Genomic DNA, 22,034 nt, shown 5'->3' on the forward strand with positions numbered 1-22,034 from the left:
TGCCGAATTTCCCCGTGTTGCGGGCCTACTTCAGGGCTGCGTCGGTGATTTCGTGCGTCCAGGCGCCGGCCGGCTCCTTGGTGATCACGGGGTCGGAACCGCCCTTCATGAGGGATGCGACGGTGCGAGTGTAGTCGGCCTCATCCAGTGCGCCGTTGGAGCCGGCGGTGAGCTTGGCGATCTCGCCCATCATGCGTTTCTGGTGCTCTTCCGTCTGGGCGCCGGTGGCATCGTTTTCGAGCACGATGCCGGCGGCTTCGTCCACATGCTCCTCGGCATATTTCCAGCCCTTCATGGAGGCGCGGACGAACTTGACCATCTTGTCCTTGAAGGCTGCGTCCTTCAGCTTGTCTTCGAGCACGTAGAGACCGTCTTCCAGCGTCGCGACGCCCTGGTCCTCGTACTTGAAGGTCACGAGGTCCTCGGGCTTGATGCCCGCGTCGAGAACTTGGCCGTACTCGTTATAGGTCATGGTGGAGATGCAGGCGGCCTGCTTCTGAATCAGCGGATCGACGTTGAAGCCCTGCTTCAGCACGGTCACGCCGTCCGGTCCGCCATCCGTCTTCAGTCCGAGCTGGCTCATCCAGGAGAGGAACGGATATTCGTTGCCGAAGAACCAGACGCCGAGCGTCTTGCCTTTGAAGTCGGCCGGGGTCGCGACGCCGCTTTCCTTGAGGCAGGTCAGCATCATGCCGGATTTCTTGAAAGGCTGGGCGATGTTGACGAGGGCGACGCCCTTTTCGCGCGTGGCGAGTGCCGACGGCATCCAGTCGACCACGACATCGGCGCCACCGCCGGCGATGACCTGCGGCGGTGCGATATCCGGGCCGCCTGGCTTGATCTCGACGTCGAGGCCTTCCGCCTCGTAGAAGCCCTTGTCCTTGGCGACATAGTATCCGGCGAACTGGGCCTGGGTGACCCATTTCAGCTGCAGCGTTACCTTGTCTGCCGCCATGGCGTCGAAGGCGGCCAGCGTCAGCGCGCTGGACATGAGAAGCGATGCGATTGTCCGTTTCATGTACGTTCCCTTTGTTATCGTTCGTCTTTTTTACGCCCGTCCACCGCGGACGGACGGATGCCAGAAGGTGACGACGCGTTCCACCAGCGCGACCACACCATAAAACACCGAGCCGGCCAGTGCCGCCACAGCGATTTCCGCCCAGACCATGTCGACATTCATGCGCCCGACCTCGGTGGAGATGCGAAAGCCCATGCCGACAATCGGCGTTCCGAAAAACTCCGCAACGATGGCACCGATCAGCGCCAGCGTCGAGTTGATCTTCAGTGCATTGAAGATGAAGGGCCAGGCGGCCGGCAGCCGGAGCTTGACGAGCGTCTGGAACCAGGAAGCCGCATAGGTTTGCATCAGGTCCTTCTCCATGCTGCTCGCGGCGGCAAGCCCGGTCACCGTGTTCACCAGCATGGGAAAGAACGTCATGATGACGACGACGGCGACCTTGGAGGGCCAGTCGAAGCCGAACCACATGACCATGATCGGAGCGATGCCAACCACCGGCAGGGCGGAGACGAAATTGCCGAGCGGCAGCAGGCCCTTCTGCAGGAAGGGGGAGCGATCGATGGCGATGGCGACGAGGAAGCCAAGGCCGCAGCCGGCGACATAGCCGGTGAGCACGGATTTGAGGAATGTCTGGCGGAAATCCGCCCAGAGCGTCGGCAGCGACGAGATGAGGCGCGTCCAGATCATGGAGGGCGGCGGCAGTAGCACGGCCGGTACCGCGAAGCCGCGCACGAATCCTTCCCAGAGGACGAGCAGGCTGACGCCGAAGAGGACCGGCACGACGAGGCGGATCGCGCGCTCTGCGGCTTTCGAGGCGGGTTTCCGGCGGACGAGCCATTCGTTGAGCGCCCAGGCGGCGAGCCAGAAGAGAATGGCGGGCAGGATGGCGTTCATGGGCGGGCTCCCATGCGGCGCAACACCGCGCTGTGGGCCGCGCCGACGATGAGGACGAGGACGGCGGCAAGGCCTGCAGCCATGAACAGGGCCGACCAGATCTGCACCGTCTGCCCGTAATAGGACCCGGCCAGCAGGCGCGCGCCGAGGCCCGCGACAGCGCCTGTCGGCAACTCGCCGACGATGGCCCCGACCAGCGAGATCGCCACCGCCACCTTCAGCGAGGTGAACAGATAGGGCATGGAGGCCGGCCAGCGGAGCTTCCAGAACAGCTGCGAGGAACTGGCATTGTAGGTGCGCATCAGGTCGAGCTGGATCTGCTCGGGGCTGCGCAGACCCTTCACCATGCCGACGGCAATCGGGAAGAACGAGAGATAGGTTGAGATCAGCGCCTTCGGCAGCAGGCCGGAAATGCCGATGGCGTTCAGCACGACGATGATCATCGGCGCGATGGCAAGGATCGGGATGGTCTGGCTGGCGATGATCCAGGGCATTAGCGAGCGATCCATCGCCCTGTTGTGCACGATGCCGACCGCAAGCGTAATGCCGAGCAGCGTGCCGAGCCCGAAGCCGACGAGCGTGGCGGAAAGCGTGATCCAAGCGTGATAGACGAGGCTGCGCTTGGAGGTCACCGGCTTATTGATGGTGGTGTCCCAGAGCTCTGATATTACCTGATGCGGCGCCGGCAGAACAGGCCGCACCTGCGCCATCGTCCGCGGCACGATTTCCGAAAAGGTGATGGTGGTGCCGGCCCGGGCGGCGGTGTCGCGCTCGAACGGTGCGTTGAGGTAGACAGCGGCGGCGTACCAGAACACGAGGACGGCTGAGAGAATGGTAAGGACGGGGAGGATCTTGTCGCGCGCGGTCATGGATAGGGCACCCCGGCGGTGATGGGGTGATGAAAGAAGGCCCTCTCTGCGCTGCCGCCCATCTCTCCCACAAGGGGGGAGACCTGCAGGTGGCTGCCGATCGCCCTGTTTTGGGCAAACTCATTCTGGATGCCGATGGTGAGAAAAAGACCTCGCCGCACGTCTTCTCCCCCCTTGTGGCGGAGATGGCCGGCAGGCCAGAGAGGGTGTTTCGTTCGAACAGGCATCACGACGCTCCCACCTCGGCAAGACGCTCGGCAATCTTGCTTTCGATCAGCAGCGTGACATGATCCGAGTTGCCGACGATCTGATCGTTGTCGAAGCGGAGGACAGTGAAGCCCTGTTGCATCATGAAAGGCGTCGCGGCGCTGATCGTGTTTTTTTCCCGCGTCGGTCTCATGGCTGTCACCATCGACTTCGATGACGATGCGGGCGGATAGCCACGCGAAATCGGCGATGTAGGGGCCGATGGGCGTTTCACGCCGGAAGCGGGCGCCGCGGGGGTGGAAATCCCGCAGGATGTTCCACATCAGCTGTTCGGCCTTGGTGCGTTCCCGACGGAGACGCTTGGCGCGGGTTCGGGTGAGAGGGGTGATGTTGGAGTGGGCCATGGTTCGGGTGGTCCCGGTGAGGCGGTGGTGGCGGTGGTTTGGGGAAGGAAGGCCCTCTCTGGCCTGCCGGCCATCTCCCCCACAAGGGGGGAGAGGACCCCTGGCTGGCCGCTCGATCCAGCCGAAAACGTTCAAGACAGAAGCGATGTGCGCGCCCCAAGTCTTCTCCCCCCTTGTGGGGGAGATGCCCGGCAGGGCAGAGAGGGTCTTCCTTCTTTCCTCCCCCAACCCCACGCTACTCGTCATAGCTATGCCCCGCCCGCAACCCGTCCCGAACCCGGCTGGCGATCTCCAGAAACTCCGGCGTCTCGCGGATATCCAGCGGGCGTTCCCGCGGCAATGTCGACTCGATGACGTCGGTGATCCGGCCCGGCCGCGGGCTCATGACGACGATTCTGGTGGAGAGGTAGACGGCTTCTGGTATCGAGTGGGTGACGAAGCAGATGGTCTTTTCGGTTCGCGCCCAGAGCTCGAGGAGCTGCTCGTTCAGGTGGTCGCGGACGATCTCGTCGAGTGCGCCGAAGGGTTCGTCCATCAGCAGGAGGTCGGCGTCGAAGGCGAGCGCGCGGGCGATGGAGGCGCGCTGCTGCATGCCGCCGGAGAGCTGCCAGGGGAATTTCTTGCCGAAGCCGGAAAGGTTGACCAGCGCAAGCGTGCGCTCGATCCGCGCCCGCTTCTCGGCCTCACTGTAGCCCATGATCTCCAGCGGCAGGGCGATGTTCTGCTCGATCGTGCGCCAGGGATAAAGGGCTGCGGCCTGGAAGACGTAACCGTAGGAGCGGTTCTTGCGTGCATCCTCGGGCGTCGTGCCGTTGACGGTGATGGTACCGGCGGTCGGCTTTTCCAGATCCGCGATGACGCGCAGGAAGGTGGTCTTGCCGCAGCCGGAGGGGCCGATGAAGGAGACGAAATCGCCCTTGCGGACGTCGAGATTGACACCGGTCAACGCGGTGACCGGGCCGTCGTCTGTCTTGAAGGTGAGCCCGAGATCCCGGGCGGATACAACGGAGCGGGTATTCGGAGACCCGGTTTTCGGAACGAGGGCATCTTGTATCATCTGCGGCATTGCGAAAGCGGTCCCCATGTGGTGCCGTCCTTGAAACGGATCGTGTAGCCGTTCGCGCCCTCGTCGAGCGCGACGGTTTCCGTCGGGCCGACCTCGCCGTCGGCGTCGCACTGGGTGCGGATGGTGAAGCCGGACGCAGTTTTCGCGGCCGTTCCCTCGAACTGGCAATAGGCCGTGGCCGTGGTGATGCCTTCATCGTTGAGGAGGAAGAAGGCGTCAGCGCCACTCGATTCCCCGGTCTTGGCATAGATGCAGCCTTCCGCATTGCCATAGGCACCGTCGAGAAATGTGGGCGCGGCAATGCTGACGCCGGAGACGCAGCCGCAGGCGGCAAAGAGCGCAAGGGCGCGCATCAGACGCCGCTCGCGGGGATGCCGGTCCGCGTGACCTTTCGAGGCGCGGTGATGTCCTTCCAGGTCGAGAGCGCCTTTGCGACCGGCGTCACCGGCGGGCGGCGCACGAAGGCGCCATGGCCCTCCCGCGTCTTGACCGTATCCTCCTCGATCGCGACCACGCCGCGGGTCAGCGTATAGCGGGGCAGGCCGGTGACGGTCTTTCCCTCGAAGACGTTGTAATCGATCGCCGATTGCTGGGTCTTTGCCGAGATGGTCTTCGTGCGGTTCGGATCCCAGACGACGAGATCGGCATCGGCCCCGACCAGGATCGCGCCCTTCTTCGGGTATATATTGAGGATCTTAGCGATGTTGGTCGAGGTCACCGCGACGAACTCGTTCATGGTGATGCGGCCCGTGGCGACGCCATAGGTCCACAGCATCGGCATGCGGTCTTCGAGACCTCCGGTGCCGTTGGGGATCTTGCGGAAGTCACTGACGCCGGAGCGCTTCTGCTGCGTGGTGAAGGCGCAATGATCGGTGGCGACGACCTGCAGCGAGCCGGAGGAGAGGCCGGCCCAGAGGCTGTCCTGATGCTGCTTGCTGCGGAAGGGCGGCGACATCACGCGGCGGGCGGCGTGGTCCCAGTCGGGATTGGCATATTCGCTTTCGTCCAGCGTCAGGTGCTGGATCAGGGGTTCGCCATAGACTCGGCAGCCCTTCTGCCGGGCGCGGCGGATGGCTTCGTGGCTCTGCTCGCAGGAGGTGTGGACGATATAGACCGGGCAGCCGGCCATGTCGGCGATCATGATGGCGCGGTTCGTTGCCTCACCCTCGACCTCCGGCGGCCGTGAATAGGCATGCGCTTCCGGCCCGTCATTGCCATCCGCCATCAGTTTGGCCTGCATCTGCGCCACCACATCGCCGTTTTCGGCATGGACGAGCGGCAGGGCGCCGAGCTCCGCACAGCGCTGGAACGAGGCGAACATCTCGTCGTCATCGACCATCAGGGCACCCTTGTAGGCCATGAAGTGCTTGAAGGTGTTGATGCCCTTGTCGCGGACGATGGTCTCCATCTCCTCGAAGACCTGCGCACCCCACCATGTGATGGCCATGTGGAAGGAATAGTCGCAGGCCGCGCGCGAGGTCTTGTTGTGCCACATGTCGAGCGCATCGAGCAGCGACTGGCCGGGGTTCGGCAGCGCGAAATCCACCACCATCGTCGTGCCGCCGGCAAGCGCCGCGCGGGTGCCGCTCTCGAAGTTATCGGCGGAATAGGTGCCCATGAACGGCATTTCGAGATGCGTGTGCGGGTCGATGCCGCCGGGCATGACGTAGCACCCCGTCGCGTCCAGCGTGTCGCCACCCGTCAGGTTCTGTCCGATCTCGGCTATGAGGCCGTTCTCGATGCGGATGTCCGCGGTGTAGGTGAGATCGGCGGTGACGATGGTGCCGTTCTTGATGATAGTGGTCATGGATGTTCCCGTTGTTCTTTCTTTTCGCTCGTCGGGGGAGCGGGATAAGGCAGGCCAACGGCCAAGGTCAGAGCGATTTCGAGCCTTGTCATATCCGCGGGCCCAAGCTGGCCGATTCGTTGGCGAATGACCTCCTTTTTCAGAGGCGAGATTTTTTCGACCATAACTTGAGAGACGTGCTGCAAACCGTTTTCAGCGGTCGGCGCGACGATGGGCCGAAGTACGGGTGCGTCGATCAGATATGTTGTAATCGGACATGCAAGAATGCTGCTCAAAGGCTCGATGAAGGCATCTGCCTGCATGATCACGGCAGGTCTGGGTTTTCCAAGTTCAGCGGGAAAAACCGCAATCACGACATCTCCCCGGCTGAGTTTCATGGCTCGTCCCAGTCCACCGGCCCGACCGCCGCGATCCAGTCCATGATTTCGTCTTCCTCATCGGAGGCTGCGATCCGTTGTGCCTCCTGCTGAAGCTGCTCCTGAAACGCCATATCATCGGTAACGGGAACCCAGATCTCGACCGGACGATAGCCTCGCCTCATCAGGTCCGCCCGCTCTTCTTGTGACAATTCTCTTGGACGTCCCATCGCCGTCTCCTGTGCGGTCCTCATCCTGTCGTTCTATGTTACTCCACAATCCCCGCCGTCTCCACCACGGCATGAAACAGCACGTCGCAGCCGGCGCTGGCCCAATCCTTGGAAATCTCCTCCGCTTCGTTGTGGCTGAGGCCGCCGACGCAGGGGCACATGATCATCGTTGCAGGTGCGACCTTGGCCGCCCAGCAGGCATCGTGGCCAGCGCCGGAGATGATGTCCATGTGGCTGAGGCCGAGCTTTTCGGCGGCGGTCCGCACCGTCGAGACCAGCGTCGGGTCGAAGGTGATGGGGTCGAAATGGCCGACGGCCTCGACCGCGTAGCCGACGCCGAGATCTTCGCAGATCCGGGCGGCCTCCGCTTCGATCGTTGCGCGCATGCGGTCGAGTTTCGCCTGGTCGGGCGTGCGGATATCGACAGTGAAGACGACCTTGCCGGGGAGGACGTTGCGCGAGTTCGGGGAGAAGAAGACCTGGCCGACGCCACCGACCGCGCCCGGCTGTTCGCCCATGGCCACAGTCTGTACCATCTCCACAATGCGCGACATGGCAAGGCCGGCATTGACGCGCAGCGCCATCGGCGTCGAGCCCGTGTGTGCCTCGCGGCCCGTTAGCGTGAATTCGAGCCACCAGAGGCCCTGGCAGTGCGTCACCACGCCGATCGCCTTGTTTTCCGCTTCGAGAATGGGACCCTGCTCGATGTGATATTCGAAATAGGCGTGCATCTTGCGCGCGCCGACCTCTTCCTCGCCCAGCCAGCCGATCCGCTTCAGCTCGTCGCCATAGGTCTTTCCGTCCGGATCCTTACGGCTATAGGCATAGTCGAGCGTGTGGACGCCAGCGAAAACACCGGAGGCCAGCATGGCGGGGGCAAAGCGCGCGCCTTCCTCGTTTGCCCAGTTGGTGATGACCACGGGGTGCTTGGTCTTCAGGCCAAGGTCGTTCATGGTGCGCACGACTTCCAGCCCCGCGAGCACGCCAAGCACGCCGTCATATTTTCCGCCGGTCGGCTGGGTGTCGAGATGCGAGCCGACATAGACGGGCAGGGCATCCGGATCGGTGCCGGGCCGGGTGGCGAACATTGTTCCCATGCGATCGACGCCTAAGGTCATGCCGGCGTCGCGACACCAGGTCGCAAACAGGCTGCGGCCCTCGGCATCCGCATCGGTCAGCGTCTGGCGATTGTTGCCGCCGGCAATGCCGGGGCCGATCTCCGCCATCTGCATGAGACTGTCCCACAGACGGTCGGCATCGACACGCATATTCTCGCCTGGTGCTGCCATGGCTTCATCCCTCTTCGTTCGAACACGGCGATGCGCATGGCGCGATCGGGCCTGACGTTCGATTGCATTGTTCCCGCCGGTCGAATGGGGCATTCTTTTTGTTCGCCCTCGTATCAGTCGTTGCGTTTGTCATTGAAGTGACTGATAATTTAACCGGTTGGTAAACATTACAACTTCCGTTGCAGCACTCAAGACGGAAAAGCAAAAAAACGAAAAAGCTGCAGACGACGTGACGGACATGGCGGTCGGAAGGCCGGCGAAGGGGGCGTGGGATGGCATTGCCAAGAGCAGCGAGAACGCAACGGCGCACGCGGATCCAGGAAGAGAAGGAAGAGGTGATTCTGGAAGCGGCGCTGGAGGTCTTTGCGACCAACGGCTTTCGCGGCAGCACCATCGACCAGATCGCCGAGGTCGCCGGCATGTCGAAGCCGAACCTGCTCTATTATTTCCGCACCAAGGAAGCGATGCACCGGGCACTGATCGAGCGGGTGCTCGACAGCTGGCTCGATCCGCTGCGCGAATTCGATGCGGAGGGCAATCCAGTGACCGAGATCCGCAGCTACATCCGGCGCAAGCTCGAAATGGCGCGCGATTTTCCGCGCGAGAGCCGGCTTTTCGCCAATGAAGTCCTTCAGGGTGCGCCTCGGATCGAGGACGCGCTGATGGGGCCGCTGAAATCTCTGGTGGACGAAAAGGCGAAGGTCATCCGTGCCTGGGCCAAGGCCGGCAAGATCGCCAAGTGCGACCCCTACCACCTCATCTTCGCCATCTGGGCGACGACGCAGCACTATGCCGACTTCGACGTGCAGGTGCGGGCGGTGCTCGGCACGGATCGGGCGGGCGAGGGGCGTTTCGAGGATGCGGCCCGGTTTCTGGAACTGCTTTTCGTCAATGGTCTCGCGGTGGGCGGGCCTGCCAACGGTGGACCTGCGACCTGAGATCTTTTCGCGGAAAGTCTGATCAGGCGCCGGTGCGTGCGGCTTGCGCCACGGCCGCTTTCCTGGCGCGGGCGGCAGCAAGCAGCGTGCCGATCTCCTCGGCATTCTCGACGATCAGCGTTTCCAATGTGCCCTTGCGGCCGCGAATGGCGATGTCGTAGCTTTCGCGGTCGTCCAGCGTCAGTCCGGCATAGCGAATGACGTCGGCGGAGACGGCGAGCTGGGCGTCATATTCCTTGGCGAACCCTTCGAGACGGCTTGCCGCGTTGATGGTATCGCCGACGGCCGTCAGGGACGAGGCGCGGCCGTAGCCGATATGGCCGATGATCGCCGGGCCCGCATGCATGCCCATGGCGATGCGCAGGGGCTTGTCGAGTTCGCTGGTGAAGTTGCGGTTGAGCGTCTCCATGCCGCGGGCGATGCGCGCCGTGGCTTCCAGCGCATTGGCGCAGGCGTCCTCGATCCGGCCGGTGAGGCCGAAGATCGCCAGCACGCCATCGCCGATGAATTTGTCGATCACGCCGCCGGCACCCTCGACGGCCTCGCCGATCGTCTCGAAGTAGCGATTGAGCAGGAAGACCGTATCGAAGGGAAGCTGCTGCTGGGTGAGGAGCGTGAAATCGCGTAGATCGCAGAACAGCACGGCGATGCGGCGTTCGCGACCGGCGGCGACGTCCTCGCCGATCTGCGGGCGTACGCCGACATTGTCCGCGCCAAGCACAGGAGCGATGGCCACGTCATGGTTCGGCCGAAGCTGGCAGCCGAGGCGAACATTTTCGCCGGCGCGAATGCGGATCAGCGTCTGGCGCTCGCCCTCGCTCGGTGGCGGCAATCCTTCCAGCCCCTCCGTGACGCGGACGCGACAGGTGGAACAGCGCCCTCGTCCGCCGCAGACGGAAAGATGGGGTATGCCGGCCGAGCGGCTGGCTTCCAGCACGGAGAAACCACGCGCGACCGACAGCACCTTGCCATCGGGATAGCGGATACGCACCTTGCCGCGGATGGGGAAGGACCGCCAGAGCAGCGTGAAGCCGATGCAGGCCGCGAGGGTATAGAAGATGGCCTGCCGGATCTCGGCCAGACGTGCGGGATCGGTGCGGCCCGACATGAACCAGGCATTCGACGGCATTGCGGGCCCGAGGGTGCGGGCGGCGACCATGAAGCCGAGCAGCGACAGCACCGGGACCAGAAGCGCAAGGGTATAGAGCGTCAGCGCCATGCGCGGATACCAGTCCCGGCCGCGCATCCAGAACCAGAAACCGAGACAGCCATGCGCCCAGGCGATGATCAGCGCCGCGGACTGCCAGACGGTGTTGCTGGTTCTCGACCAGATGCGCGGCAGGACATCGCGATAATCGGCGGAGTAGCCGGACAGCATCCAGTCGATGCGGGTGACGGTGACGTGACTGATCAGCAGGAAGGGCAGAGCGAGCCCCAGCCCGATCTTCAGTGCCTCGCGCATCGGCATACGCAGCGTCTGCCGCCGCCGCAGGCCATCGAGCGCCAGCACGAAATGAACGGCAAGCGACCCGTAAAGGGCGACGGTTCCCGGCAGGCTGCGCCAGATCTGATTGAAGAGATCCCGGCCACGCTCCATGGCGTCGATCGAAATGAGACCGAGCGCGTGGTTGAGGAAGTGCGTGAGCAGAAACAGACCCAGGCACACGCCGGTCCAGATATGCAGGCGCTTGCGCAGCTTCGAACGATCGCGTTTCAAGCGGGCTCCGGTCCCAACGGTTGATCACAGCATGCTTATCGGCCAGATTCCGACGCGGAGCAACGCACGAATTGCGACGTGGGGTTCAAGCGAGGTCAGCGGTTTGCAAACGCCGTATGGCCTGTCCCTCGATGAAAGGTGCACGGGATCTAAAAAGGAACGAGAGATCCGTCGGTGGTTGGATCCATCCTGGTCTTGCCTGTGAGCGAGGACCACCGCGAAATCCCGGAATGGACGGATCTTGCCTGATTTTCCGCTGCGACAAATTGCCTTGTCACCAAAAAACGTTTCGCTTATACGGCGATCCTGGGGGGACTAACAAGACGTGAGGTTGACATGGCCGGTGAAAAGAATAGCGGCGCTCCGCGTTCGGGAACTTCGCAGCATCTGGCCATAAGTCGTCGGCAACTTCTTGGATCCGCTGCAACCGGTGCGGCCGCTCTCACCTTGTCCTCGCTTCCCAGCTGGGCTCTTGCGCCCGAAAAGACGGTGGACGTGCTTCTCGTCGGCGGCGGTATCATGAGCGCCACGCTCGGCGTGCTGATCAACGAGCTGGAGCCGTCGTGGTCGATCGAGATGATCGAGCGGCTGGACGATGTGGCGCTTGAGAGCTCCAACGGCTGGAACAATGCCGGCACCGGGCATTCCGCGCTCGCAGAACTCAATTACACCCCTAAGGATGTGAACGGAAACGTCGATATCAGCCGCGCCGTCGGCATCAACGAATCCTTCCAGGTCTCCCGCCAGTTCCTCGCGCATCAGGTCGATCGCGGCGTTCTGAAGGACCCGCGCTCCTTCATCAACTCTACGCCGCATATGAGCTTCGTCTGGGGCGACGACAACACGGAATTCCTGGAGAAGCGCTTCGAGGCGCTGAAGGCCAGCGCGCTGTTCTCCGGCATGAAGTTCTCGCGCGACCATGACGAGATCGCGACATGGGTTCCGATCATGATGGAAGGCCGCGATCGGTCGCAGACGCTGGCCGCCACGTGGTCGCCGCTCGGTACCGACGTGAACTTCGGCGAGATCACCCGCCAGTACGTGACGCATCTGAAGACCCAGCCGACCTTCAGCCTGACGGCCTCGAGCGATGTGCAGGAGATCACCCGCAACGAGGACGGCACCTGGCGGGTGAGCTACACCGACACGCGGACCGGCGCCCAGAAGGGCGTGATCAACGCGAAATTCGTCTTCCTCGGGGCCGGCGGCGGTGCTTTGCCGCTGCTGCAGATGTCGGGCATTCCCGAAGCTGCCGATTATGCCGGCTTCCCCGTCGGTGGGTCGTTCCTCGTCTGCGAGAAACCCGAAATCGTCAACCGGCATCTGGCCAAGGCCTATGGTCAGGCGTCGGTCGGCGCGCCGCCCATGTCGGTGCCGCATCTCGACACGCGCATGCTGGATGGCAAGCAGGTCGTGCTGTTCGGACCTTTCGCGACCTTCTCGACCAAGTTCCTGAAGGACGGTTCCTACTTCGATCTTCCGGCCTCGGTGACGCTCGACAATATCTGGCCGATGCTGCAGGTGGGCATGAACGAGTTCAGTCTCGTCCAGTATCTCGCCGGTCAGCTGCTGATGTCCGACGAGGATCGCCTTGCTGCTTTGCGCGAGTATTTCCCGCAGGCAAACGGTGAAGACTGGCGCTTGTGGCAGGCCGGGCAGCGCGTGCAGATCATCAAGCGCGACCCTGAAAAGGGCGGCGTGCTAAAGCTCGGCACGGAAATCGTTGCCTCGGAAGATGGTACGATCACGGCTCTTCTGGGGGCATCCCCGGGGGCCTCGACGGCAGCGCCGATCATGCTGGACGTGCTGAAGAAGGTCTTTGCCGAGCGTCTGGCGACGCCGGAATGGCAGGCAAGGGTGCAGGCGATGGTGCCAAGCTACGGCAAGAAGCTCAACGACGACCCGCAGGCGCTCGCGCTGGCCTGGGCCGCGACGAGCGAACGCCTTCAGCTCGCCATCGCACCGCCGGCCATCGGCGCAACGACGCCTTCCGCTCTTCCGGCCGGCGACGTGCGCCGTGTACCGGATATGGCGCTCTAGTTTATCGACCTTAGACCTGCCGACGTTTCGCGCGGCAGGTCATGATTGGAGCGCGACGATCCGTTCGACGCGCTCTCGTTATTCCGCTGCCTGCCGTGACATCGGGTTGTTCGGGTGCGTGGTCCAGTTCGCATAAGCGGGATCGACCACCTTGCCGGTGCGCTCGTCGAGCGTGCCCGGGGGCAGGGCGAACATGGTGATGCAGTCCTGCACGGGACAGACGTTGACGCAGAGATTGCAGCCGACGCATTCGTCTTCCATCACCTCGAAATGCCTGACACCATCGACATACTGCGTAATCGCCTGATGCGAGGTGTCCTCGCACGCGATATGGCAGCGGCCGCATTTGATGCAGGCATCCTGATCGATCCGGGCCTTGGCGACGTAGTTGAGGTTGAGATACTGCCAGTCCGAGACGTTGGGAATGGCCCGGCCGGTGATGTCGTCGAGCGTCCGGTGGCCCTTGGCATCCATCCAGGTCGAAAGCCCCGTGATCATCTCCTGCACGATCTTGAAGCCATAGGTCATGGCGGCGGTGCAGACCTGCACGTTGCCGGCGCCGAGCACGAGAAACTCCGCCGCATCGCGCCAGGTGGTGATGCCGCCGATGCCGGAGATCGGCAGGCCGTGGGTTTCCGGATCGCGGGCGATCTCGGCGACCATGTTGAGCGCGATCGGCTTGACCGCCGGGCCGCAATAGCCGCCATGGCTGCCCTTGCCGTCGATCGAGGGCTCTGGCGCGAAGGTGTCGAGGTTGACCGAGGTGATCGAGTTGATCGTGTTAATCAGCGACACGGCGTCGGTGCCGCCGGCCTTGGCGGCGCGGGCGGGGTGGCGGATGTCGGTGATGTTCGGCGTCAGCTTGGTGATGACCGGCATGCGGGTGTACTGCTTGCACCAGCGCACCACCATCTCGATATAGGCGGGCACCTGGCCGACGGCGGCGCCCATGCCGCGCTCCGACATTCCGTGGGGACAGCCGAAATTGAGCTCGATGCCGTCGGCACCGGTCTCCTCCACAAGCGGCAGGATCGCCTTCCAGCTTTCCTCCTCGCAGGGCACCATGATCGAGGCGATCAGGGCGCGGTCGGGCCAGTTCATCTTGACCTGCTTCATCTCCCGCAGGTTGGTGTAGAGGTCGCGATCGGTGATCAGTTCGATATTGTTGAGACCGAGGAGCCGCCTGTCGGCGCCCCAGATCGCGCCGTAGCGCGGGCCGTTGACGTTGACGACCGGCGGGCCGTCCTCGCCGAGCGTCTTCCAGACGACGCCGCCCCAGCCGGCCTTGAAGGCCCGCTCGACATTGTAGGCCTTGTCGGTCGGCGGTGCCGAGGCGAGCCAGAAGGGGTTGGGGGATTTGATGCCGACGAAATTGTTGCGCAGATCAGCCATGGTCCATCTCCCTCAAGCAACGGCGACAGCTGGGTGGCGCTCGGCCATCAGCGTGCGGTGGATCGATTCTGCGGCGTCGCGGCCTTGAGCAACGGCCGACACGGTGAGGTCCTCACCGCCGAGGCGACAGTCGCCTCCGGCCCAGACGCGATCGAGCGAGGTGCGACCTTCCGTATCCACGACGATGCGCCCGGACTGAAGGGCGACGATGCCGAGTGGATCGGCCTCCAGGGTCTGGCCGATGGCCTTCAGGATCTGGTCGGCCGCGAGAATACCGGTTTCGCCGGTTGCGACCAGACGTCCGTCCACATCCGTGGTGTAGTCGAGTTCGATGCCGGCGACCTTGCCGTCTTCGCGGACCAGGATGCGCCGCGGTTGCAGTCCGTGGCGGATGGTGACGCCACGTGACGTTGCGAGATCCTGCTCGTAAGGCGACGCATTCATGTGCTCGCGTCCGCGGCGGTAGCAGATGGTCACCTCCTCGGCGCCCAGCAGCTTTGCCTGCACCGCCGCATCGATCGCGGTCATGCCGCCGCCGATGACGACGACGCGGCGACCGACGGGGATGTCGGTTTTGCCTGTGGATTGCCGCAGGGCCGCGATGAAGTCGATCGCATCCTCGACGCCTTCGGCCGCTTCGCCTTCCGTGCGCAGCGCGTTGACGCCGGTGAGGCCCATGCCGAGAAAGACGGCATCGTGGCGGGCGAGGAGATCGGCGAGCGTGATGTCGCGGCCGAGCATTTGCTGGTTGTGGATTTCGATGCCGCCGATGGCGAGCACGTAATCCACCTCCTTCTGTGCGAAGTCGTCCGTCGCCTTGTAGGTGGCGATGCCGTATTCGTTCAGCCCGCCGGCCTTTTCGCGGGCGTCGTAGACCACGACGTCATGGCCGTTGACGGCAAGGCGATGGGCGCAGGCAAGGCCCGCGGGGCCTGCTCCGACGACGGCCACGGTCTTGCCGGTCGAAGGGGCGCGCTCGTAGAACTGCCGGCCTTCGGCCATGGCGATATCGGTGGCGAAGCGCTGCAGCCGGCCGATCGCGACCGGGCGACCCTCCGCCTCCATGCGGACGCAGGCCTCCTCGCACAGCGTTTCGGTGGGACAGACCCGGGCGCACATGCCCCCGAGGATGTTCTGGTCGAAGATCGTCTTGGCCGAGCCGATCGGATTGCCCGTCGCGATCTGCCGGATGAAGAGGGGAATGTCGATGGAGGTGGGACAGGCCGTCATGCACGGTGCGTCGTAGCAGAAATAGCAGCGGTCGGATGCGACGAGCGCCTCGTGCTCGTCCAGGCGCGGATGCAGATCCGCGAAGTTCGCCTCATATTGGCCGGGCGTCAGCCGCCCGCCGATCATTCCGGAGTCCGTCGTTCCCATGTTTTCCTCCCAATGGCAACCGCACGATCAGCGAAGGCTAACATGGAAAATTTCTTGATCAAACGGTAAAATTTCGAGCCGCCCTTCGGTATTCCCTGAGGGGACGGGTCGATTGACAGGTCTGGCCAAAAGGTGTCAGCACTTCGGGTTCCCGCTGGACCTTGGGAGGGGCATGACATGGCACGCAGACCGGAAGCGAATGCACGGCTCGACGATGCGGCACGCGCCGGCTGGCTCTATTATGTCGCCGGACGGACGCAGGACGAGATCGCCGGGCAGATGGGTATTTCGCGCCAGTCGGCCCAGCGCCTCGTGTCGCTTGCTATGGCCGAGCGCCTGATCAAGGTCCGGCTCGACCACCCGATCGCCGCCTGCATGGAACTCGGCCTGCGGCTGAAGGAACGCTACGGGCTGCGGCAGGCGGAGGTGGTTCCGAGCGATCCGACCTCGTCCTCCACCACCGTCGGCATCGCCGAGGCGGGCGCGGCCGAGATCGAGCGCTGGCTGAAATCGAGCGATCCGATCATCATGGCGATCGGAACCGGACGGACGCTGAAGGCGGCGATCGACCAGCTGCCGGCGATGGATTGTCCGCAGCACCGCATCGTCTCGCTCACCGGCAATATCGGCGTCGACGGGTCGGCGGCCTATTACAACGTCATCTTTTCCATGGCCGACGCGGTAAAGGCGCGACATTTCCCGATGCCTTTGCCGGTCATCGTGTCCTCGGCCGAAGAGCGCGAGGTGCTGCACAAGCAGATCCTCGTGCAGTCGGCGCTTAGCCTCGGCACGCAGGCCGATATCGCCTTCGTCGGCATCGGCGAGGTCGGAACCGATGCACCGCTCTGCCAGGACGGATTTCTCGCCCATGACGAGATGGCGCAACTGGTGGAGCAGGGGGCGGCAGGCGAGATCTGCGGCTGGATGTTCGATGGTGACGGGCAGTTGATCTCGGGCGACATCAACAAGCGGGTGGCCAGCGTGCCCCTGCCATCGCGTGACACGGCGACCCTGATCGGCATGGCCAAGGGCCGTCGCAAGTACCTTGCGTTGCGTGCGGCGTTGCGCGGCGGACTCATCAACGGCGTGATCACCGACGAGGAAACGGCCGAATATCTGCTCGCTCCCTGAGCAAATATGTCAAAAAATTGTCAGTTCTTCCGATGACTTAACGGTGTGTTCGGCGCTGCAGCATCGAATGCGATTGACAAGTCCACCCTGAAAATGAGTAATTGCCCGTGAGCGAGGCAAATGCTCATTACTCTTCTGGGAGGAAGATCATGAATTTGAAGACATCTCTGCTGGGCGCTTGCTCGGCACTCGTCATTGCAGCCGTTTCCGGCGGTCTGGCTCAGGCCGAGACCCTCACCATCGCAACGGTGAACAATGGCGACATGGTCCGGATGCAGACACTCACCGACGATTTCACCAAGGCCAATCCCGACATCCAGCTCGAATGGGTGACGCTGGAAGAGAACGTCCTGCGTGAACGCGTCACGACCGACATCGCCACGAAGGGCGGCCAGTACGACGTCCTGACCATCGGCACCTACGAGGTTCCGATCTGGGCCAAGCAGAACTGGCTCCTGCCGCTCGACAATCTCGGCGCCGACTACGATGTCGACGACCTGCTGCCGGCCATCCGCTCGGGCCTGACGGCCGACGGCAAGCTCTATGCCGCACCGTTCTACGGCGAAAGCTCGATGGTCATGTACCGCAAGGACCTGATCGAGAAGGCCGGGCTCACCATGCCCGACGCGCCGACCTGGGACTTCATCAACGACGCGGCCCGCAAGATGACCGACCGTGCCAACGGCATCAACGGCATCTGCCTTCGCGGCAAGGCCGGCTGGGGCGAGAACATGGCGTTCCTGACGGCAACGTCGAACGCCTTCGGCGCACGCTGGTTCGACGAGAACTGGAAGCCGCAGTTCGACCAGCCCGAGTGGAAGAACACGCTTGAGATGTACGTCAAGCTGATGAACGATGCCGGCCCGCAGGGCGCTTCGTCCAACGGCTTCAACGAGAACCTGGCGCTGTTCCAGCAGGGCAAGTGCGGCATGTGGATCGACGCCACGGTCGCGGCATCCTTCGTGACCAACCCGAAGGACTCCACGGTTGCCGACAAGGTCGGCTTCGCACTGGCGCCCGATACGGGCCTCGGCAAGCGCGGCAACTGGCTGTGGGCCTGGAACCTCGCCATCCCTGCCGGCACGCAGAAGGCCGAAGCGGCCGAGAAGTTCGTTTCCTGGGCAACCAGCAAGCACTATCTCGACCTCGTCGCTGCAAAGGAAGGCTGGGCCAACGTTCCCCCGGGCACGCGCTCTTCGCTTTACGCCAACGCCGACTACCAGAAGGCGGCGCCCTTCGCCAAGATGACGCTCGAGAGCATCAACGCGGCCGACCCGAAGAACCCTTCGACGAAGCCGGTTCCTTACGTCGGTGTCCAGTTCGTGGCGATCCCCGAGTTCCAGAGCCTCGGCACGACCGTCGGCCAGCTGTTCTCGGCAGCGCTTGCCGGTCAGATGTCGGTGGACGATGCGCTGGCGCAGGCACAGACGGCAACGACACGCGAAATGACGCGTGGCGGGTATATCAAGTAAGCTTGTAGCTTGACGGGTGGGGCTGCCCCTCACGCGTTATGCGTGTGTCGCCCCTCACCCTAGCCTTCTCCCCGCTCGCGGGGAGAGGGGACGTGCCACACGGCAACTCCGAGTGCCCTTCGCCCCGCGCAAGCGGGGAGAAGGTGCCGGCAGGCGGATGAGGGACTAGCCCCGCGCACCGCACCACACAACCCACACAACAAAAAGCCGCCCCTTCCAACTTCGCGGAAGTCAGAGCCGGCAACACCAGAGGGAGGGTCTATCCATGGCAACGCAGAATACCCGAGGCCTTGCCCGGATCATGATGGCGCCCTCCGTCGGGCTGCTGCTGATCTGGATGATCGTGCCGCTGGCAATGACGCTCTGGTTCTCGTTCCAGAACTACAATCTGCTCAATCCGGGCAATGTCAGCTTTGCCGGCCTGTTCAACTATCAGTATTTCTACAGCGATCCCGCCTTCTTCCAGTCGATCTGGAATACGCTGGTGATCGTCGTCGGCGTTCTCGCCATCACCGTCATCGGCGGCATCGCGATCGCGTTGATGCTCGACCAGCCGGTCTGGGGGCAGGGGATCGTGCGCATTCTGGTCATCTCCCCGTTCTTCGTCATGCCGCCGGTGGCCGCACTCGTCTGGAAGAACATGATCATGCACCCGCAATACGGGGTGTTTGCCGATATCAGCCGCTTCTTCGGGGTGCAGCCGATCGACTGGTTCGGGCAGTATCCGCTGCTCTCCATCGTCATCATCGTCGCCTGGCAGTGGCTGCCGTTCGCGACGCTTATCCTGCTCACAGCCCTGCAATCGCTCGATGGCGAGCAGAAGGAAGCGGCCGAGATGGACGGGGCGAACTTCTTCAACCGGTTCATCTACCTGACCGTGCCGCACCTCGCCCGCTCGATCACCGTCGTCATTCTCATCCAGACGATCTTCCTGCTCGGCGTCTACGCTGAAATCCTCGTCACCACCAATGGCGGCCCGGGCTATGCCTCGACCAACCTGCCGTTCCTGATCTATCGCACGGCCCTTCTCGGCTACGACGTCGGCGGTGCATCCGCCGGGGGCATCATCGCCGTCATCCTCGCCAATATCGTCGCCTTCTTCCTGATGCGCGCCGTTGGCAAGAACCTCGACAAGTAGGGAGATCAAGACCATGGCACGCGCCGTTTCAACCCGCAGGACCGTCTTCTTCACCGTGCTCGCCTGGATCGTGGCTCTGGTGATCTTCTTCCCGATCCTCTACACGATCATCACCTCGTTCAAATCCGAGACCGAGGCGATCCAGGGCTTCAACCTGATCCCGTCAGGTACTGTCGAGAGCTATGCCGCCGTGCAGGCGCAAAGCAACTACTTCAAGTTCTTCCTGAACTCGGTGATCATCTCGGTCGGCTCGACGTTTTTGGCGCTGCTGATCTCGGTGCCCGCCGCCTGGGCGATGGCGTTTTCGCCGACGCCGCGCACCAAGGACGTCCTGATGTGGATGCTCTCCACCAAGATGATGCCGGCTGCCGCCGTCATGGTGCCGATCTACCTTCTGTTCCGCGACTTCGGCCTGCTCGACAGCCGGTTCGGCCTCACCATCATGCTGACCATGATCAACCTGCCGATCGTCGTCTGGATGCTCTACACCTACTTCCGGGAAATTCCGGGCGAGATCCTCGAAGCCGCCCGCATGGACGGGGCGTCGCTGTGGGGCGAGATCGTCTACGTCCTGACCCCGATGGCGGTGCCGGGCATCGCCTCCACCATGCTTCTCAACATCATCCTCGCCTGGAACGAAGCCTTCTGGACGATCCGCCTGACGACCACGAACGCAGCACCGCTGACGGCCTTCATCGCCTCGTTCTCGTCGCCGCAGGGCCTGTTCTGGGCAAAGCTTTCGGCAGCCTCGACGCTCGCCATCGCGCCGATCCTGATCATGGGGTGGTTCAGCCAGAAGCAGCTTGTGCGCGGCCTCACCTTCGGCGCCGTGAAGTAGCAGTTCAACAAAGATATAACGACAAGACGAGCGGGAGCGCGCACCATGGGCAATATACGTCTGAAGAACGTCTCGAAGAGTTTCGCCGCCACGACGGTCATTCCGGGCATCGACCTCGAAATCAAGGACGGCGAGTTCGTGGTCTTCGTCGGGCCTTCGGGCTGCGGCAAGTCCACGCTGCTGCGGATCATCGCAGGGCTCGAAGACGCGACCTCCGGCCATATCGAGATCGATGGCCGCGACGTCACCAACGAGGCACCCGCCAAGCGCGGTCTGGCCATGGTGTTCCAGTCTTATGCGCTCTATCCGCACATGACGGTGCGCAATAATATCGCCTTCCCGCTGAAGATGGCGAAGATGGAGCAGGCTGCGGTCGACAAAAAGGTGACTGAGGCCGCCCGCGTCCTCAATCTCACCGACTATCTCGACCGCCGGCCGGGCCAGCTTTCGGGCGGCCAGCGCCAGCGCGTCGCCATCGGCCGGGCCATCGTGCGCGAGCCCTCGGCCTTCCTCTTCGACGAGCCGCTCTCCAACCTCGATGCGGCGTTGCGCGGCACGATGCGCCTGGAAATCAGCGAACTGCACAACCAGCTGAAGACCACGATGATCTACGTCACCCACGACCAGGTGGAGGCCATGACCATGGCCGACAAGATCGTGGTGCTGAACGCCGGCAATATCGAGCAGGTCGGGTCGCCGCTCGATCTCTACCACAAGCCGAACAACCTCTTCGTCGCCGGCTTCATCGGCTCGCCGCGTATGAATTTCGCGACCGGCACCTTTGCAAGCGGCTACGACGCCCACACGATCGGCGTGCGGCCCGAGCACCTCAAGCTCTCGCGCGAGAGCGGCACGTGGACGGGCAAGGTCAGCGTCGCCGAACATCTCGGCGCCGACACGTTCCTCCACATTCAGGTCGAAGGCATCGGCCAGGTGACCGCGCGCATCGCGGGCGATGTGCCCGTGCACCACGGCGACACCGTCTATCTCACGCCCGACGAGGCGCGCATCCATAAGTTCAACGAGAAGGGCATGGCGATCCGATGAAACGTCTTGAAGGAAAAAGCGCGCTGATCACGGGTTCAGCCCGGGGCATCGGCCGCGCATTCGCGGAAGCCTACATCGCCGAAGGTGCAACGGTCGCGATTGCCGACATCAACCTCGCGCGCGCCACCGAGACGGCAACCGAGCTGGGGCCGCAGGCCTATCCTGTGGAAATGGACGTGACGCAGCAGGCCTCCATCGATGCGGCGATTGCGACCGTCGTCGAGAAGGCGGGCGGCCTCGATATTCTCGTCAACAATGCGGCTTTGTTCGACCTTGCGCCGATCGCCGAGATTACCCGCGAGAGCTACGACCGGCTGTTTGCGATCAACGTTTCCGGTACGCTCTTTACGCTGCAGGCCGCCGCGAAGCAGATGATCGCGCAGGGGCGCGGTGGCAAGATCATCAATATGGCGAGCCAGGCCGGACGGCGCGGCGAAGCGCTGGTTGCAGTCTATTGCGCCACCAAGGCGGCGGTCATCAGCCTGACCCAGTCGGCGGGCCTCAACCTCATCCCGCACGGCATCAACGTCAACGCGATCGCCCCCGGCGTCGTGGACGGCGAGCACTGGGACGGCGTGGACGCGATGTTCGCGAAATACGAGAACCGGCCGCTCGGCGAGAAGAAGAAGCTCGTCGGCGCGGAAGTGCCCTTCGGGCGCATGGGAACTGCGCAGGACCTGACCGGTATGGCCGTGTTCCTCGCGTCAAAGGACAGCGACTACATCGTCTCCCAGACCTACAATGTCGACGGCGGAAACTGGATGAGCTGAGGCCGAGGCCCGCTCAACTTCCAAGCCGCTTTCC

General features: G+C 63.4%; 21 protein-coding genes. 8 read left to right on the forward strand and 13 right to left on the reverse strand.

Annotated elements, in window-relative coordinates:
* Positions 1 to 25 precede the first annotated feature (25 nt).
* From C8J33_RS00640 to C8J33_RS00690, 10 genes are all read right to left on the reverse strand, one after another.
* Positions 26 to 1,018, reverse strand: coding sequence for an ABC transporter substrate-binding protein (locus C8J33_RS00640; protein WP_132662687.1), 993 nt, complete (start codon positions 1,016 to 1,018; stop codon positions 26 to 28).
* Between the two features lie 30 nt (positions 1,019 to 1,048).
* Complete coding sequence (locus C8J33_RS00645; RefSeq protein WP_132662688.1) at positions 1,049 to 1,912, reverse strand: ABC transporter permease; 864 nt, start codon at positions 1,910 to 1,912, stop codon at positions 1,049 to 1,051.
* Positions 1,909 to 2,781: an ABC transporter permease gene (locus C8J33_RS00650; RefSeq protein ID WP_132662689.1), complete on the reverse strand. Its 873-nt coding sequence runs from the start codon at positions 2,779 to 2,781 to the stop codon at positions 1,909 to 1,911. The genes C8J33_RS00645 and C8J33_RS00650 overlap by 4 nt, the downstream gene beginning before the upstream one ends.
* Positions 2,778 to 3,392: a DUF559 domain-containing protein gene (locus tag C8J33_RS27450; protein ID WP_245507026.1), complete on the reverse strand. Its 615-nt coding sequence runs from the start codon at positions 3,390 to 3,392 to the stop codon at positions 2,778 to 2,780. The genes C8J33_RS00650 and C8J33_RS27450 overlap by 4 nt, the downstream gene beginning before the upstream one ends.
* A gap of 235 nt (positions 3,393 to 3,627) precedes the next feature.
* A complete protein-coding gene (locus C8J33_RS00665; protein ID WP_132664401.1) occupies positions 3,628 to 4,449 on the reverse strand; it encodes an ABC transporter ATP-binding protein in 822 nt (273 codons plus the stop codon).
* Positions 4,446 to 4,811 (reverse strand): hypothetical protein, encoded by a 366-nt coding sequence (locus C8J33_RS00670; protein WP_132662690.1) that lies wholly within the window; start codon positions 4,809 to 4,811, stop codon positions 4,446 to 4,448. The genes C8J33_RS00665 and C8J33_RS00670 overlap by 4 nt, the downstream gene beginning before the upstream one ends.
* Positions 4,811 to 6,265: a dihydropyrimidinase gene (gene hydA, locus C8J33_RS00675; protein WP_132662692.1), complete on the reverse strand. Its 1,455-nt coding sequence runs from the start codon at positions 6,263 to 6,265 to the stop codon at positions 4,811 to 4,813. The genes C8J33_RS00670 and hydA overlap by 1 nt, the downstream gene beginning before the upstream one ends.
* Entirely contained in the window at positions 6,262 to 6,642 is a 381-nt protein-coding gene (locus C8J33_RS00680; protein WP_132662693.1) for a type II toxin-antitoxin system PemK/MazF family toxin, read from the reverse strand. The genes hydA and C8J33_RS00680 overlap by 4 nt, the downstream gene beginning before the upstream one ends.
* A complete protein-coding gene (locus tag C8J33_RS00685) occupies positions 6,639 to 6,851 on the reverse strand; it encodes an antitoxin MazE-like protein (RefSeq protein WP_165910708.1) in 213 nt (70 codons plus the stop codon). Before C8J33_RS00685 ends, C8J33_RS00680 begins: the two co-directional genes overlap by 4 nt.
* Before the next feature lie 38 nt (positions 6,852 to 6,889).
* Positions 6,890 to 8,140, reverse strand: coding sequence for a Zn-dependent hydrolase (locus tag C8J33_RS00690; protein ID WP_132662697.1), 1,251 nt, complete (start codon positions 8,138 to 8,140; stop codon positions 6,890 to 6,892).
* Between the two features lie 272 nt (positions 8,141 to 8,412).
* Between C8J33_RS00690 and C8J33_RS00695 the strand changes: the two genes are divergently transcribed.
* Complete coding sequence (locus C8J33_RS00695; RefSeq protein WP_132662698.1) at positions 8,413 to 9,078, forward strand: TetR family transcriptional regulator C-terminal domain-containing protein; 666 nt, start codon at positions 8,413 to 8,415, stop codon at positions 9,076 to 9,078.
* Between the two features lie 22 nt (positions 9,079 to 9,100).
* Here C8J33_RS00695 and C8J33_RS00700 read toward each other — a convergent pair whose 3' ends face one another.
* Positions 9,101 to 10,795 (reverse strand): adenylate/guanylate cyclase domain-containing protein, encoded by a 1,695-nt coding sequence (locus C8J33_RS00700; protein WP_132662700.1) that lies wholly within the window; start codon positions 10,793 to 10,795, stop codon positions 9,101 to 9,103.
* A 336-nt stretch (positions 10,796 to 11,131) separates the two neighbouring features.
* Between C8J33_RS00700 and mqo the strand changes: the two genes are divergently transcribed.
* The gene (gene mqo, locus C8J33_RS00705) at positions 11,132 to 12,835 is read left to right on the forward strand and encodes a malate dehydrogenase (quinone) (protein WP_132662702.1); all 1,704 of its coding nucleotides are present in this window, start codon (positions 11,132 to 11,134) and stop codon (positions 12,833 to 12,835) included.
* A gap of 78 nt (positions 12,836 to 12,913) precedes the next feature.
* Here mqo and preA read toward each other — a convergent pair whose 3' ends face one another.
* Both preA and C8J33_RS00715 read right to left on the reverse strand, forming a co-directional pair.
* On the reverse strand, positions 12,914 to 14,227 hold the full coding sequence (gene preA / locus C8J33_RS00710) for an NAD-dependent dihydropyrimidine dehydrogenase subunit PreA (RefSeq protein ID WP_132662704.1): 1,314 nt from the start codon (positions 14,225 to 14,227) through the stop codon (positions 12,914 to 12,916).
* A gap of 12 nt (positions 14,228 to 14,239) precedes the next feature.
* Positions 14,240 to 15,604 (reverse strand): NAD(P)-dependent oxidoreductase, encoded by a 1,365-nt coding sequence (locus C8J33_RS00715; RefSeq protein ID WP_132662706.1) that lies wholly within the window; start codon positions 15,602 to 15,604, stop codon positions 14,240 to 14,242.
* A 177-nt stretch (positions 15,605 to 15,781) separates the two neighbouring features.
* Between C8J33_RS00715 and C8J33_RS00720 the strand changes: the two genes are divergently transcribed.
* The 6 genes from C8J33_RS00720 (at position 15,782) to C8J33_RS00745 (ending at position 22,000) form a co-directional block, all read left to right on the forward strand.
* Complete coding sequence (locus C8J33_RS00720; protein ID WP_110728450.1) at positions 15,782 to 16,735, forward strand: sugar-binding transcriptional regulator; 954 nt, start codon at positions 15,782 to 15,784, stop codon at positions 16,733 to 16,735.
* Positions 16,736 to 16,884: 149 nt separating this feature from the next.
* On the forward strand, positions 16,885 to 18,207 hold the full coding sequence (locus C8J33_RS00725; RefSeq protein ID WP_110728449.1) for an ABC transporter substrate-binding protein: 1,323 nt from the start codon (positions 16,885 to 16,887) through the stop codon (positions 18,205 to 18,207).
* A gap of 265 nt (positions 18,208 to 18,472) precedes the next feature.
* The gene (locus C8J33_RS00730) at positions 18,473 to 19,345 is read left to right on the forward strand and encodes a carbohydrate ABC transporter permease (protein WP_132662708.1); all 873 of its coding nucleotides are present in this window, start codon (positions 18,473 to 18,475) and stop codon (positions 19,343 to 19,345) included.
* 13 nt (positions 19,346 to 19,358) lie between these two features.
* Positions 19,359 to 20,183 carry a carbohydrate ABC transporter permease gene (locus tag C8J33_RS00735; protein ID WP_110728447.1) on the forward strand — a complete coding sequence of 275 codons (825 nt, stop codon included), beginning with the start codon at positions 19,359 to 19,361 and terminating at the stop codon, positions 20,181 to 20,183.
* 45 nt (positions 20,184 to 20,228) lie between these two features.
* A complete protein-coding gene (locus C8J33_RS00740) occupies positions 20,229 to 21,230 on the forward strand; it encodes an ABC transporter ATP-binding protein (protein ID WP_110801779.1) in 1,002 nt (333 codons plus the stop codon).
* A complete protein-coding gene (locus tag C8J33_RS00745; protein ID WP_132662710.1) occupies positions 21,227 to 22,000 on the forward strand; it encodes an L-iditol 2-dehydrogenase in 774 nt (257 codons plus the stop codon). The genes C8J33_RS00740 and C8J33_RS00745 overlap by 4 nt, the downstream gene beginning before the upstream one ends.
* The last annotated feature ends 34 nt before the right edge of the window (positions 22,001 to 22,034 follow it).

The sequence above is a fragment of the Rhizobium sp. PP-CC-3G-465 genome (genome assembly GCF_004343445.1).
Lineage (GTDB): Bacteria > Pseudomonadota > Alphaproteobacteria > Rhizobiales > Rhizobiaceae > Ferranicluibacter > Ferranicluibacter rubi.

What these genes read in the sequence shown, in the direction of transcription:
- C8J33_RS00665 (WP_132664401.1), bottom strand. Translation starts at nt 4,449, where the DNA reads ATGATACAAGATGCCCTCGTTCCGAAAACCGGGTCTCCGAATACCCGC.
- C8J33_RS00650 (WP_132662689.1), bottom strand. Translation starts at nt 2,781, where the DNA reads ATGACCGCGCGCGACAAGATCCTCCCCGTCCTTACCATTCTCTCAGCC.
- C8J33_RS00720 (WP_110728450.1), top strand. Translation starts at nt 15,782, where the DNA reads ATGGCACGCAGACCGGAAGCGAATGCACGGCTCGACGATGCGGCACGC.
- C8J33_RS27450 (WP_245507026.1), bottom strand. Translation starts at nt 3,392, where the DNA reads ATGGCCCACTCCAACATCACCCCTCTCACCCGAACCCGCGCCAAGCGT.
- C8J33_RS00745 (WP_132662710.1), top strand. Translation starts at nt 21,227, where the DNA reads ATGAAACGTCTTGAAGGAAAAAGCGCGCTGATCACGGGTTCAGCCCGG.
- C8J33_RS00715 (WP_132662706.1), bottom strand. Translation starts at nt 15,604, where the DNA reads ATGGGAACGACGGACTCCGGAATGATCGGCGGGCGGCTGACGCCCGGC.
- C8J33_RS00690 (WP_132662697.1), bottom strand. Translation starts at nt 8,140, where the DNA reads ATGGCAGCACCAGGCGAGAATATGCGTGTCGATGCCGACCGTCTGTGG.
- mqo (WP_132662702.1), top strand. Translation starts at nt 11,132, where the DNA reads ATGGCCGGTGAAAAGAATAGCGGCGCTCCGCGTTCGGGAACTTCGCAG.
- C8J33_RS00730 (WP_132662708.1), top strand. Translation starts at nt 18,473, where the DNA reads ATGGCAACGCAGAATACCCGAGGCCTTGCCCGGATCATGATGGCGCCC.
- hydA (WP_132662692.1), bottom strand. Translation starts at nt 6,265, where the DNA reads ATGACCACTATCATCAAGAACGGCACCATCGTCACCGCCGATCTCACC.
- C8J33_RS00725 (WP_110728449.1), top strand. Translation starts at nt 16,885, where the DNA reads ATGAATTTGAAGACATCTCTGCTGGGCGCTTGCTCGGCACTCGTCATT.
- C8J33_RS00685 (WP_165910708.1), bottom strand. Translation starts at nt 6,851, where the DNA reads ATGGGACGTCCAAGAGAATTGTCACAAGAAGAGCGGGCGGACCTGATG.
- C8J33_RS00680 (WP_132662693.1), bottom strand. Translation starts at nt 6,642, where the DNA reads ATGAAACTCAGCCGGGGAGATGTCGTGATTGCGGTTTTTCCCGCTGAA.
- C8J33_RS00735 (WP_110728447.1), top strand. Translation starts at nt 19,359, where the DNA reads ATGGCACGCGCCGTTTCAACCCGCAGGACCGTCTTCTTCACCGTGCTC.
- C8J33_RS00695 (WP_132662698.1), top strand. Translation starts at nt 8,413, where the DNA reads ATGGCATTGCCAAGAGCAGCGAGAACGCAACGGCGCACGCGGATCCAG.
- C8J33_RS00640 (WP_132662687.1), bottom strand. Translation starts at nt 1,018, where the DNA reads ATGAAACGGACAATCGCATCGCTTCTCATGTCCAGCGCGCTGACGCTG.
- C8J33_RS00670 (WP_132662690.1), bottom strand. Translation starts at nt 4,811, where the DNA reads ATGCGCGCCCTTGCGCTCTTTGCCGCCTGCGGCTGCGTCTCCGGCGTC.
- C8J33_RS00645 (WP_132662688.1), bottom strand. Translation starts at nt 1,912, where the DNA reads ATGAACGCCATCCTGCCCGCCATTCTCTTCTGGCTCGCCGCCTGGGCG.
- preA (WP_132662704.1), bottom strand. Translation starts at nt 14,227, where the DNA reads ATGGCTGATCTGCGCAACAATTTCGTCGGCATCAAATCCCCCAACCCC.
- C8J33_RS00740 (WP_110801779.1), top strand. Translation starts at nt 20,229, where the DNA reads ATGGGCAATATACGTCTGAAGAACGTCTCGAAGAGTTTCGCCGCCACG.